General features: G+C 50.2%; 12 protein-coding genes and 2 tRNA genes. 8 read left to right on the top strand and 6 right to left on the bottom strand.

The features are described 5' to 3' along the window. The 6 genes from JMI88_RS30695 to JMI88_RS30720 form a co-directional block, all read right to left on the bottom strand. On the bottom strand, positions 1 to 1,330 hold a 1,330-nt coding region (locus tag JMI88_RS30695), incomplete at its 3' end, for an LON peptidase substrate-binding domain-containing protein (RefSeq protein ID WP_201365863.1). A 75-nt stretch (positions 1,331 to 1,405) separates the two neighbouring features. Next, positions 1,406 to 2,680, bottom strand: coding sequence for an ATP-dependent Clp protease ATP-binding subunit ClpX (clpX, locus tag JMI88_RS30700; RefSeq protein WP_201365968.1), 1,275 nt, complete (start codon positions 2,678 to 2,680; stop codon positions 1,406 to 1,408). Positions 2,681 to 2,747: 67 nt separating this feature from the next. Further along, positions 2,748 to 4,184, bottom strand: a complete 1,437-nt coding sequence (gene tig, locus JMI88_RS30705; protein WP_201365864.1) for a trigger factor — start codon at positions 4,182 to 4,184, stop codon at positions 2,748 to 2,750. 333 nt (positions 4,185 to 4,517) lie between these two features. Further along, positions 4,518 to 4,592 (bottom strand) — tRNA-Gly (locus JMI88_RS30710). Between the two features lie 36 nt (positions 4,593 to 4,628). After that, positions 4,629 to 4,711 (bottom strand) — tRNA-Leu (locus tag JMI88_RS30715). A 149-nt stretch (positions 4,712 to 4,860) separates the two neighbouring features. Next, entirely contained in the window at positions 4,861 to 5,097 is a 237-nt protein-coding gene (locus tag JMI88_RS30720) for a hypothetical protein (RefSeq protein ID WP_201365865.1), read from the bottom strand. A gap of 321 nt (positions 5,098 to 5,418) precedes the next feature. Here JMI88_RS30720 and JMI88_RS30725 point away from each other — a divergent pair, with 321 nt between their 5' ends. From JMI88_RS30725 to JMI88_RS30760, 8 genes are all read left to right on the top strand, one after another. Beyond that, positions 5,419 to 6,630: a helix-turn-helix domain-containing protein gene (locus JMI88_RS30725; protein ID WP_201365866.1), complete on the top strand. Its 1,212-nt coding sequence runs from the start codon at positions 5,419 to 5,421 to the stop codon at positions 6,628 to 6,630. Positions 6,631 to 6,857: 227 nt separating this feature from the next. Further along, complete coding sequence (locus JMI88_RS30730; protein WP_201365867.1) at positions 6,858 to 8,615, top strand: tetratricopeptide repeat protein; 1,758 nt, start codon at positions 6,858 to 6,860, stop codon at positions 8,613 to 8,615. Next, positions 8,615 to 9,436: an ABC transporter permease gene (locus JMI88_RS30735; RefSeq protein ID WP_201365868.1), complete on the top strand. Its 822-nt coding sequence runs from the start codon at positions 8,615 to 8,617 to the stop codon at positions 9,434 to 9,436. Before JMI88_RS30730 ends, JMI88_RS30735 begins: the two co-directional genes overlap by 1 nt. Positions 9,437 to 9,621: 185 nt before the next feature. Continuing rightward, positions 9,622 to 9,948 (top strand): hypothetical protein, encoded by a 327-nt coding sequence (locus JMI88_RS30740; protein ID WP_201365869.1) that lies wholly within the window; start codon positions 9,622 to 9,624, stop codon positions 9,946 to 9,948. Next, complete coding sequence (locus JMI88_RS30745; protein WP_201365870.1) at positions 9,945 to 10,364, top strand: type II toxin-antitoxin system PemK/MazF family toxin; 420 nt, start codon at positions 9,945 to 9,947, stop codon at positions 10,362 to 10,364. The genes JMI88_RS30740 and JMI88_RS30745 overlap by 4 nt, the downstream gene beginning before the upstream one ends. A gap of 443 nt (positions 10,365 to 10,807) precedes the next feature. Continuing rightward, complete coding sequence (pdxS, locus tag JMI88_RS30750; RefSeq protein ID WP_201365871.1) at positions 10,808 to 11,695, top strand: pyridoxal 5'-phosphate synthase lyase subunit PdxS; 888 nt, start codon at positions 10,808 to 10,810, stop codon at positions 11,693 to 11,695. A gap of 33 nt (positions 11,696 to 11,728) precedes the next feature. Continuing rightward, positions 11,729 to 12,337 (top strand): pyridoxal 5'-phosphate synthase glutaminase subunit PdxT, encoded by a 609-nt coding sequence (gene pdxT / locus JMI88_RS30755; protein WP_201365872.1) that lies wholly within the window; start codon positions 11,729 to 11,731, stop codon positions 12,335 to 12,337. 43 nt (positions 12,338 to 12,380) lie between these two features. Continuing rightward, positions 12,381 to 13,454, top strand: a complete 1,074-nt coding sequence (locus JMI88_RS30760) for a hypothetical protein (RefSeq protein WP_201365873.1) — start codon at positions 12,381 to 12,383, stop codon at positions 13,452 to 13,454. Positions 13,455 to 13,460 lie beyond the last annotated feature (6 nt).

Consider the following 13,460-nt stretch of genomic DNA (forward strand, 5'->3'; position numbering starts at 1 on the left):
GCTTATCGATCTCGTCCAGCAAGAAGACGGGATTGCGCACCCCGACAGTTTTCATGCTCTGAATAATGCGGCCGGGCAGCGCGCCCACATAGGTGCGGCGATGGCCACGAATTTCAGCCTCATCGTGCACGCCACCGAGAGAGATACGTGCAAATTTTCGATTTAACGCTTTGGCGATTGATTGTGCCAGCGTAGTTTTACCGACGCCGGGGGGGCCAATCAGACAAAGGATTTGTCCCTGGCTCATGCTTCTCGGCTTGCCACTGCGTTGAGCGGCCTGAATACGCAATTGTCGTACTGCCAGAAACTCTAGAATGCGCTCTTTAATACCTTCCAGGCCATAGTGATCCTCATCAAGGATATTACGTGCATTTTCAATGTCGAATACGTCTTCGCTACGCTCATTCCATGGCAGAGCCAGTACCCAATCTATATACGAGCGGATTACCGTAAGCTCCGCCGACTGTGAAGGGGTTCGCTCCAGACGATCGATTTCCTTGCGCACTTTCGCCGCGGCTTCCGCTGGCAGCTGTTTTTCAGCGAGTTTGCTACGCAGTTCATCGGCTTCCGAAGAGGTCTCCATACCCAACTCTTCCTGGATGGCACGCAACTGCTCACGCAGATAGAACTCTTTTTGCGAGCGATCTACCTGCGAACGGACTCGACTGCGAATAGTCGTTTCCAGTTCAAGGATTTCAATCTCGTTACCCATAATCACACAGATCTTCTCCAGCCGCTCCATCGGGTCCGGCGTCTCCAGCAGATCTTGTTGCTGCTGCATATCTGTCACTAAATGGGCTGCGAGCGTATCAGAGAGGAGTGTGGGTGTTTTGAGCGCCACAATCGAGTTAATATCCTCAACGGAAAAACGCCGATTGAGCTGTGCATAGCGTTCAAAGAGGCTGGTCGTATGACGTACCAGAGCATCGGCCTTCGGGCCCTTCGGTTCGGGCTCAACCTGCTCGGTTACGCGTACCCGAATGAACGGCTCATGGTCCAGATATTCATCGATAGTGACCCGACTAATGCCTCGAATCAGCACCTGCAGGCTACCATCCGGCTGCCGATGCATGGTCACTATTTCGATTAGAGTACCAGTGGGATAGATATCTTTTGCCTGAGGGTCATCGATGTCAACACTACGTTGAGTAGAGGCCACAAGAATATGCTCAGGTTGTAACATTGCTTCTTCAATAGCACGTATGGTCTTCTCACGAGCGATGGGGAGTGCCTGACGATTGTGAGGAAACGCAACGATGCTCTTTAACGCAACCAGAGGATACCCGTTGTCTAAATTTTGTACCACATCCAGGCGTTCTTGCTCACTCATTGGTTTCCACCTATCTTCTAACTGATCAACCACAGAGATAACACAACTGTATTGAGAAAAACAGAAGAGTCTGCATTAAGCAGACTCATCTTCAGAATAGGTTGTATTTCTTTCACCACGCGTCACTAGTAGCGGTTTATTATGGATGTTTATCACGTCTCCGTTAATAATCACCTTTTTCACATCAGCACGAGAGGGTATCTCGTACATTATATCTAAGAGCACGTCCTCAATAATCGTACGCAATCCGCGCGCGCCCGTCTTTTGACGGAGGGCACATTCGGCGGCAGCCTCAAGGGCATCGTTCGTGAAAACTAGTTCAACACGATCAAGTTGTAAGAATTTCTGATATTGTTTGACAATCGCATTTTTCGGCTCAGTCAAGATACGGATCAGAGCTTCTTTATCCAGGCTGTCAAGGGCAACCTCGACTGGAAGACGCCCGACAAATTCAGGGATCAAACCATATTTAAGCAGATCATCGGGGATGAGCTGCGTCAGCACAGTCTCACCACTTTCTTTCGCCTTTGTGGATTTTTCGCTTTTATCTGCGTTGCGGAAGCCCATCGATTTATTGCTGCCGAGGCGCTGCTCGACAATCTTATCCAGGCCTTCAAAAGCGCCACCACAGATAAACAGAATATTGGCTGTATTGATTTGGATGAAGTCTTGATGTGGATGTTTGCGACCACCTTGTGGTGGAACGTTCGCTACTGTACCCTCAATGATTTTCAACAAGGCCTGCTGCACGCCTTCGCCAGAGACATCGCGTGTAATCGAAGGATTGTCCGATTTACGAGCAATCTTGTCGATTTCGTCGATATAGACTATCCCACGTTCCGCCCGAGCTACATCGAAATCAGCCATCTGGATCAAGCGCAAGAGAATGTTTTCCACATCTTCACCGACGTAGCCAGCCTCGGTTAAGGCGGTGGCATCGGCGATGCAGAAAGGCACATCCAGGACCTTGGCGAGCGTCTGTGCCAGGAGGGTCTTACCGCTACCGGTAGGGCCAATCATCAAGATATTACTCTTGCCTAGCTCGACGTCATCGACTTGCATCCCAACGCCAACACGTTTGTAGTGGTTATAGACCGCCACCGACAACGCCTTCTTGGCGCGTTCTTGCCCGATTACATACTGGCTGAGCTGTTCGTAGATCTTCTTCGGCGTGGGTAGTTTGCCCGTCTGGAGGCGAGGCTTGGCAACAGTGGCTTGCTCTTCCTCGATGATTTCTCGACAGAGGTCGATACACTCATCACAGATGTAAACACCGCCAGGGCCAGCGATCAAGCGCTGAACCTGGTCCTGGCTTTTACCGCAAAAAGAGCACCGGTATGTCGTACGCATATTCTTTGAGTTTGCCACTTCTGTTACCTTTCCTGCATGTACAACACAGCACCAAATGGTTGCATTTCTACTCTACTGTCTCCGTTTTTTGGTCGTCGGGTAGAGGTGTTGCTGCTGCGGATTCCTCAGCACTGGTATCAGTTGCCTCGGTTTCACTCGCTAGTGCTGCCGCCTCAGCGTTGGCTACTGCCGCATCCTCTGCTGCCTCTTCTTCCTCGATTTCCTCGTCGGGCTCGGGCTCAGTCGTCAGTTCGATCAAGCGCGTCAGAGTTTTTTCGCGGCGGAAGCTCAGCATCAAGGAACGAATCTGATCTTCTGTCTTTGGTAGCGGCTGACCGATCTGCTCATATGCATTAAAGAGCGCCTCAATCTCAGCGGGCTCAACCGTAATGTTTTCCTCATTCGCAATCTGTTCCTGCACCAGCTGGCGCTTGATGCGCTCTTCTGCGTCAGGGCGGAGCTCCTGGCGATATTCCTCTTCGGTTTTGTTGACCATCTTTAAGTACTGAGCCATATTGAGGTGCTGCTGCTCGAGCATATGACCAAACTGGTGCTCCATTTCAGCGACTTCCTCATCGATCAATACCGGGTGAATCACGAATTCAGACTTCTCGATAATGGCTTTCATGGCATTATCGCGCAATTCCTCGGTGATCGTGCGTTTTTTGCGCTCCAAGATATTGTCGCTGACTGCCTTTCGCAGATCTTCCATATTATCGAACTGATCGTCGCTTACCTTTTTCGCGAACTCATCATCCAGAGCAGGAACCTGCTTGGCCTCAACCGTATTCACGGTCACTTCGTAGTTCGCTTCTTTCCCGGCCAGCTTCTCATTACTGTAATCTTCAGGAATGGTCGTAGTAAAAGACTTGCTCTCGCCAGCTTTCATGCCAACGATATGCTCGTCCATGCCGGAAAATAGACCATGACGTTCTTTCGTAATCTCAAAGGTATTATCTTTTAAATCCGAGATCTGCTGTTCGCCCGAGGTCAACTTCAGATCAGCTTTAATGCGATCGTTATACTCTACCGGGCGCTCGACGCTTTCCCACTCAGCCAGGCGATTCTGGAATGACTCAATTTCCTGATCCACCTCTTCAGAGGTCACAGTGGCCTCTTCACGGTCAAAATGCATGGATTTATAATCGGGCAACTTGACCGGCGTAAGTATAGGAACCGTCAAACTGAAGTGGTAGTCCTGTCCCATTTCGAAGATTGGAGCATCCAGTTTAGGCTGGCTAATCGGAGTAAGATCATTTTCTTTCAGAGCGTTGCGATAGGCCTCTGAGATCAGGTCATCCAGACCCTCTTGATAGATATACTCTTTGCCTACACGGCGTTCCAAAATGGTGCGGGGTGCTTTACCACGGCGGAAGCCTTGTATATCGACTTGCTTTACCAGTTTGCGATAAGCTTTATCTGAAGCCTTTTGCATCTCGTCCCATGTCACATCTACATTCAGGACGGCCTCACTTGTTGGCAACTTTTCTACAGAGACCTTCACATTTCCTCCAACGGGTTTTCTTTGTTGTATTTGTGTCACTTGACAGTGTTTAACTTTTTTGCAAAGCTGCTTTTCACTTCTGTCTTGCTGTACTGGTTGCAAAAGCATAATGCTCGCCGTACATTTGAAAGAAGGAATAGCATATTGAAACCAGACTACGGGAAGCGCAGGGGGAATCACTACCATAGACCACCCCACAGCAGAAGCTTGCATAACCGCATTAACCAACTATCTGTATACTTTACAAACGCGTTGTGATCTACGTCTGATGCAGGTTGCTTGTGCGCTTACCATAGAGGGCAGCCTTGCGGATGCCCTCTGTCTTAGATAAGTTGGAGCGGGAGACGGGATTCGAACCCGCGACATCTTCCTTGGCAAGGAAGTGCTCTACCACTGAGCCACTCCCGCTTAACTGCGTCTACTATTATAATACATTTTGCTAAGTGGGCGGTGAGAGACTCGAACTCTCACGGTTCATCACCAACAGATCCTAAGTCTGCCCTGTCTACCAATTTCAGCAACCGCCCATATACTTAACGGATAAGAGACAATGGCCTCCACTTGTGGATAATACATCAGTAGCTCACCTGATGTCAAGACAATTTTGGCTGTATTCCGTCTGGATCACGCCTATTTCGATGCTTTACCGTTTTAACCCGTGGCCATCAGATTTTTGTTATGTGCCCGTGCTCTTATTACTCATTAGTGCACTTTTTGTACTATTAATATGAAGATTTTCCGCTTGATAAGGAGTAGTCGTCCAGTTGCCATAATCCTGTTTTGTGGTCTGGGTTGCATTGTAAATATCAAAGCTTTTGCCAGCTATTTGACCACCGGTATTGGTGCTGCCGATAAATTTGATGACCTGGCCAGAATTCAGCATGACTGAAACATTTATGTGTTGATGCGACATGCGCTCTTTGAGCATATGTCGCATCAACACATAAAACAAGTCAAGGGGGTGCACATGCGCTTGTCCGCCGGGGGCGACAAACTTTGAAAAGTAAAAGGGAGGAGGGGGGTATTTAAAGTACTGGGTGAGACCGATGTTTATAGTAAGAATTTTGTTTTGTCCCTCAAATAGAGTCTTATACAATATATTACTATGCCAGAAACGGATGATGGACGCAATACCCTTGACTATGAGTGCTCTATATTTTAATTTTTATATTTGACGTATAACGAGGAATGGGCTTATAAAAAAGCCAGGTAAAATGTGCTGGGCGAGGATAATATGGAGAAACAGAACCGCATGCTCAAATCTGCTCGTATGCAGAGAGCCTGGACGCCAGAGTTTGTCAGTGGATTGGTTGGGGTGAGTCGTAGCACATATATTCGTTGGGAATCTGGCGCTCAGAGGCCACGCCATGCCTCATTAGATGCCCTCTGCAAAGTTTTTGCCATGTCCCCTGCAGAATTGGGTTTTGTTGCGAGCCGCATGAGGCAGGTGCATGCATTAGAAAAGCCAGAAAAGCCCGCAGACATTTCCTCTACGCTGAGCGCGGATGGGATGGTGGAGGTGGATGAAGACGATACGTTCGATATTGCCGAGGAGGATCTTCCAGCCTCTTTAGCAACCTGGTCTATCGGGCTGGCCTCCTGCTGGCAATGGTATATGGCAGGGAGCCAGCGAGAGCTAGAACGGTTGGTTCCCACTTATCTGACGCGTCTGATGAAGCCGACCCTGACCCCTGGGCCCGAACAGAAGACGGCGGCCTGCCTGACGGCACAGGCCTATCAATTGATCGCGCTACTAGATTTACAGCGTGGAGATTTCGCCTCTGCCCAGACAAATGGCACCCAGGCATTGGTCTATAGCCAGCTGGCAAAAGACTGGAATGTCTATGTCGCGGCGCAGATTCGCCTGGCCACCATCTTTTCCGCCCGTAAGCGTATTGGCTCGGCCTTAAATGCGTATAATAATGCTCTGCATCGTATCAATACCAACAACGACAACATTTCGCCAATACTCCATAGCTGGATCTTCGCCGGTCTGGCAGAGATCCAGGCTACCATGGGACGCGAGACAGAGGCCCTGCAATTTTTGAAGTTGGCGCTGGCTGTCTTTCCTGAGAAACCAGAAGAAGATGCCTGCATGACCTATGCCCAGTGCGATCGCTCCATGCTTTATCTGTACCAGGGACTAGTCTTTCTCAGGCTGGGACAGCCCAGACTGGCCTGGGAGGCGTTCTCCCAGGTTGATGAGCTCAAGCCGGTCCCTTCTGAACGCATGCGCGCAGAATTTTTAAAATATCGCACCTATACCTCGCTGGTGCTCGGCAATATGATTCAATCATGCATTTATCTGGAGGCGGCAGCCAGGGCGGCGCGTGCCATCAATAGCGACCTTGTGTTCAGCGAGATTTACGTATTATATGAACACATGCTCGCTATCTGGGGACAGGAACCACGCGTCAAGGCGCTGGCGGTCCTTTTCCAGAGCTGAGCTGTCTCTCCCCTGGCCGTTTTCAGGCGCTGGTCACACCCCTACTGATCTTGATGCTTTACCTTCCAGCACGGGCGTCACACAAAGAACTCATCCTTAGTGCCGAGAACATAGTTGACAAGCAGCAAGGCACAACATACAATCCATATGAGAAGTTTTTTGTTTTATGCATATAACGCGCCTGGAGGGGCCCCTCCTTTTCGTCACATGCAGGATGTTATTTCGGAATGAAAGACGACAAAGAGTGGCGCATAGCCGCTGATGCCCAATATGCATTGGGCATAAAATATCGTAACATTTCCACAGGAGATCAACAGGCCAATCTGGAACAAGCCATTGCTTGCTTTCAAAAGGCACTGAGTCTCTATTCTTTACAAAGCACGCCCGTTGAATGGGCCAGGACGCAGCAACAATTAGGCATCTTATACCGCAATTTAACGACTGGCCCCGACCGTCAACAGCATTTAAGTAAAGCCCTGGCTGCCCTGCAATCCTCACTGGAAGTGTTCACCAGTGAAGAATATCCTTTGGATTGGGCGCAAATTCAGTATGAGCTGGCTTTGACCTATTTATATCTCCCTGGCGGCAATCGGCGATCAGTGCTTTTTAAGGCACTGGCCTGTCTGCAATCATGCCTTGAAGTGTATACCATCGAGGCCTTTCCTGAGCAATGGGCCAGCATTCAATACAATCTAGGCAATGTATATTGCCTGCTTCCCTCCGATGATCGCTATTCAACTTTGCGTAAAGCAATCCTTTGTTATGAGGCCTCATTGCGCGTCTATACCTGTGACGCCACGCCCCAGGAATGGGCGATGGCACAGTATAGTCTGGCCAATGTATATGCATTTCTGCCTGGAGGGGAGCGGCAGACGAACCTGGAGCGCTCGATTATCCACTACCAGGCTGCCTTGCAGGTCAATACATTTGACAAGCACCCGGATCTGTGGGCCAATACTATGCAGAGCATGGGCAATGCCTACCGCAATATGCCCGGCGATGAAAGTGAGGCCAGTTTGCACCATGCCGTAGATTGCTATCAAGCTGCCCTGAACGTCTATTCGAGCGAGCATACGCCGCTGGATTGGGCTTCAATCTATAATAATCTGGGTATTACCTATAACTTGATGTCTAGTGGTAATGAGCAGGCGCGTTTAGAGCAGGCTGTGACCTGCTTCCGGACCGCGCTGAAAGTGTATACACGTAATGGCTATCCAGCCGAATGGGCCAAGACCAACAATATGCTGGGCCTGACCTACCTGGACATGCCGGAGGGAAATAAGCAAGAGCAACTGCGCCAGGCAATTCTTTGCTTTGAAGCTGTGCTGGAGGTCTACACCTTTGTGCAGCATCCATTGGCCTGGGCCAATGTGCATTATAATCTGGGCCATGTGTATATGCTCATCCAACCAAAAAATGAGGAAGAGTGGCAACTGCATATTCAGAAAGCCATCACGTCGTTTGAGTCTGCTCTGCAGGTGTACAATCGCAAAGATACGCCCTACGAATGGGCCAAAACGCAGAGCAACCTCGGGAATGCTTATAAAGATTGCCAGATTGATGGGCGCCATCCTTATCTCCAGCAAGCTATCGAGTGCTACAGGGCCGCCTTGCTTGTCTATGCGCGTGAAAATATGCAAGATGAGTGGGCCACCACGCAAGGGAACCTCGGCCAGGCCTACTGGAAGCTCGCCAAAACGGAGCGGCGGGATTATCTAGAGCGCGCCATTGCCTGTTTTGAAGAAGCACTCCAGATTCAGACGTGCGAGACGACGCCGCTGGAATGGGCGCAGAACAAACATACATTGGGATTGTCCTATGCCGATCTCGCTCGTGGAGACCAGCAGCACAATATCCGCCGGGCGCTGGCCTGCTATGAAGCAGCCCTGACAACCTATCAAAGCCTGCAAATGTCCACACAGGTCTCTATAGTTCAGCGTGACATTGAACATGTGCGCCATTTTCTCTCTCATGATCTTGCCTGATGATAAATAAACACGTAGTACTCAACGGCCGCTACAGCGGATGGCTGGTCAGGATTCTTACCGTGCTACTGAGCAGCCTCTTTTTTCTATTTCTGGGCATTCCGCTGGCAGGCCTGTTGTTTAGAGAAGCGCCAGCGGCGATCTGGAATGAGATCTTACAGCCAGATATTTTTCAGGCCCTGCAGCTAAGCGTACTCACTACCACCCTGAGCACGCTGCTGGCGATCGTGTTCGGGTTGCCCGTCGCCTATGTGCTGGCGCGCCAACGTTTCTTCGGGCGCGGCCTGCTCGAAACCTTGATTACTTTACCTACTGTACTGCCGCCAGTGGTAGCTGGCGTCGCTTTGCTGCTGACATTTGGGCGTCTGGGACTGCTTGGCCGTTATCTAGCTATCTTCAACATCAGTATTCCCTTTACCACCGCCGCCGTAGTCATGGCCCAGACCTTTGTCGCAGCCCCCTTTTTTGTGAATAGCGCGAAGGCAGGATTTGAGCAGCTGGACCGGCGCTATGAGCGGGCCGCCTATACGCTGCGCGCGTCTCCGTTGTACACATTTTTTCGTATTACCCTGCCTCTGATTCGGCCGGCCTTACTGTCTGGTATCGGTCTATGCTGGGCCCGTGCCCTGGGAGAATTCGGAGCTACCATCACGTTTGCGGGCAATTTTCCTGGCGTCACCCAGACCATGCCCATTGCCGTGTATATCGCCTCAGAATCCGACCTGGATAAATCTATAGCCCTGGCCGTCGTTTTACTGGCCGTTTCCTTTGGACTCCTGCTGACTTTAAGGCTAAGCCAGCGCACACGGGAAAAAAGGTAAAAAAACATTGGCAAAAACATGCTTTAAGCGTGAATTAGCCTATCTTGCCAGTCAAAAAATAGGCATTTCGCCTACTTAAAATTTCTAATGTTTCTAAGAAAACGACCTTATCTTCATTGACAATTAGCAGGTGCCTCGGTACAATAAGAAAAGATGAAGTCGTGTTATGACTAGGAGGCAACTTCATGGCTGTTGTACATACAGACCTATATCGTCATGAGAACCTCGTTCGAAAATCGATTCAAATACCTTCAACGCAGCACAAAGAGCTGAAAGCGTTGGCTGTGGAACTCGATTCCTCAATGGGAGACGTATTAGAAGCTATTATGGATCTGATGCGACAGGATGATTACCAACAATTAAGGTTAGTAATTATGGAAAAACGTGAACGTGAACTCTCCTCACTCAACCACTCTCTCGACGAAGCATATGCTTATCTCTCTACCGTTCCCGAAACCCTTGATGAAGCCCAATTTTGTTTTAGTGCTGGTTGTGAAGGTATGTTTGCATGAGTAATGAGGCCAGGCAGTCTTTGCCGAGCCTGAAACAGCAGCAGGATGCGAATGCTAGTATTCCAAGTCCTCGTCGCGGTGAGATTTGGGATGTCAATTGGTCACCTGGTCGTGGCGCAGAACAACAAGGTACGCGACCGGCGTTAGTGATACAAAATGATCGGGGCAATACCTCTTCTTCCTATCCTTTAACCATCGTAGCCTCGATGAGTCGCACGGAACGTGAGCTTCCGTTGCATGTACGCATTACACCTACTCAAAACAATGGCTTAACTGATTACACTGATGTAAAATGCGAGCAGATCATGACGATTGAGAAAACACGTTTAATCAGGCGTCGTGGCTCGATCAGCCCTGAGGAGTTGCATCGCGTTGACCAGGCTTTACGCTTAAGTCTTCATCTCATTCGAGATTAAGAGGGTTGAAGCGCCCGCAAGGGGCGCACCTACGATTTTATCCTCTCATTTTATTTAGAAGCGTCCGCAAGGAGCGCACCTACCATTTGCCCTGCCGGGTTTATCCGGGCATATATCAGCCTGTGTTTTTTGTTTCAATTAAAGAGAGAAGTATTTTTTTGTATGCCAATTTGGTGGATGTTGGGGAACGTGATGATAGACCAACTCCCTCCCCCGTAGTGCGCCCCTGCGGGCGCTTCACACCTCGACGCACGATTCATGCGGGGGCATTATAAATCGGAGGCGAGCTCCGAATTTATACCATGTCGTATCGAGATGGCTGGCCTCACTTCTCGCAATTGGCTGTAGATGCCAGCCATGTTCTTGTGTTAGAATTTTAGTGAAATAGGCTACTTATTTTCTTATATATACAGTTAAACAAGCACGCCAGGAGAGATAAATATATGCAAAAGCAGGTTGGAACTGTACAGGTTAAACGAAGTTTTCCGGAAATGTTAAAGGGCGGAGTAATCTGCGATGTCGTCAATGCCGAACAGGCAAAGATCGCGGAAGAGGCCGGCGCCTCTGCTGTTATGGCTCTGGAGCGCGTGCCTGCCGATATTCGTGCTCAGGGTGGCGTTGCTCGTATGAGTGATCCAGAGCTGATCATCAGAATTAAGGAAGCCGTAACTATTCCTGTAATGGCGAAGTGCCGCATTGGACACTTTGTGGAGGCCGAAATTCTTCAGTCGCTAGGCATCGATTGTCTTGATGAGTCTGAGGTTCTGACACCAGCCGATGAGCGCTTCCATATCAATAAGCATGAGTTCTCGATACCCTTTGTTTGTGGTGCCCGTGATCTGGGCGAGGCTTTGCGCCGTGTGGGCGAGGGAGCCGCGATGCTACGTACCAAAGGCGAGGCCGGTACCGGCAACGTGATCGAAGCTGTGCGCCACATGCGCACCATCATGGGTGGTGTACGCCGCCTGCAATCATTACCCGAAGAAGAACTGATGGCCGAGGCCAAAGAACTGGGCGCCCCCTATGATCTGGTACTAGAAGTAGCCCGTACAGGCAAACTGCCGGTTGTCAACTTCTCTGCTGGCGGTATCGCCACACCCGCTGACGCCGCCCTGATGATGCGTCTGGGTGCCGAAGGCATCTTTGTTGGTTCAGGCATCTTCAAATCGGGCGACCCCAAGAAACGCGCCCAGGCGATCGTCAAAGCGACCACCCATTATCAAGATCCCGAGATCCTGGCCGAAGTTTCGCGCAACCTGGGCGATCCAATGGTTGGCATCAACCTGGACACCCTGCTTGATCAGGAAAAGATGGCACAGCGCGGCTGGTAATGATACTCGATTGACATTGGTTAAGAAAAACATATGGAAAAATACAACCCAACCCCCCGTATCGGCGTATTAGCATTACAGGGTGATTTTGAAGCACACATTAAGATGTTGAAGGAATTAGGGGCGGACGCGAAAGCTGTTCGCCTCCCCGAGCATCTCGATGAAATAGATGGTATAATACTACCAGGTGGCGAAAGTACGACAATCGGCAAACTCATGATTGTCTACGGCCTCCACGAAGTATTGCAAAGAAAGATTAGCGAAGGTGTCCCCGTATGGGGGACATGTGCAGGTCTCATTTTATTAGCGAAGGAGACGGATAATGCGCTTGCCGGCCAACCACTGTTGGCTAGCATGAATATTCGCGTCCGCCGCAATGCGTTTGGCAGTCAGCGGGAAAGCTTTGAAACTGATCTGTTAGTGCCCGCACTAGGCGAAGCGCCATTCCACACCTTCTTCATCCGTGGGCCACTGGTCGAACAGGTTGGTCCTGAGGTGGAGGTGCTGGCAACGCTCGACGATGGAACCATCGTCGCTGTCCGTGAAGGGCCCTTGTTAGGCACTGCATTTCATCCTGAAGTTTCAGGAGACACACGTTTTCACGAATACTTTCTCCGCATAGTACAGAGCGTGAAGAGGTAGAAGTATTCTGATACATGGCTTCTATCTAACACAGGAGTAGTGGATGATAAGACCGGTGTTGTATGTAGATTTACCGGGAATCATCTACGCTATTGACCACCGTGCTCGAGGTAACCAGCACGACTTTGCAAATTTTGTTTGCTGGCTCGAGTCGGTGGAAAGTGCGCTTCCTTCGCCTCCTATTTTGAGGCAATTTCTTCCAATTTCTCCAGCTGTCCGCACCTGGATTTGTGAGGACCACTGGCGCCTGTTAGGCTTTGCCCAGGTACGCGAACGACCGTCTCATATGGCATGGGACCTCTCCTACCTGGCATCAATGACCAAACGAGATGGCGCGCAACTGGCCGGCGATGATATTCTCGCGGCCCTTCTTGAGTATGCATTGGAGATGGCCTCAACACATGGTATTCTCCGAATTTTTGCGAAGGTTGAAGACGAAGTACCCGAGATCGAAATGTTCCAACGTTCGGGCTTCCAGCGCTATGCGCGTGAACTGACGTATGTCTATGACCCATATCAACAGAAATCCAGGTCGACACACGTCGCACCGGAGCAGGCGCTCCCTTCGCTTCGCCGTTGGAATCGCCACCACGTGTGGGGATTATATCAGCTGTATCGTTCTGTGACGCCGCAACGCGTGTTGACGGCTGAACTCTACGAGAATAGTGAAGAATACGCCAGGCTCCAGGTCGGGTCACTGCAGCCATTACCTTCCTTTTTTGGTCGTGGTAATGAGAATTATGTATGTGACGTAGGTGTACGTGTAGGAGCCTGGATGCGGCTTTGTCGAGGTCACGGCTCGACACCTCACCGCATCTCGTTGATGGTGCATCCAGAACACGCCGAGCTTGCCGAGCCGCTCATCCAGTTCGGCATCAAGCGACTACTGGACGCAGACGTACGACGCATCTATTGCCTGGTGCGCGAGTACGATTCTTTTGTTAACACCGCTCTTTGCAATAGTGGATTTGAGCAGGTCCTGGCCAAGGTACTGCTTGTGCGACACGTGGCCTTACTGGCCACGAGGCAGAGCACGGTCCCCCTGCTGGAGCAACGTGCGGTCTATGGCTTGAAGGGCCTGGGGACGGTCAATTCGCGCCAAAAAATTATGAGGTGATAAACT

It is taken from the genome of Dictyobacter formicarum, from assembly GCF_016587435.1.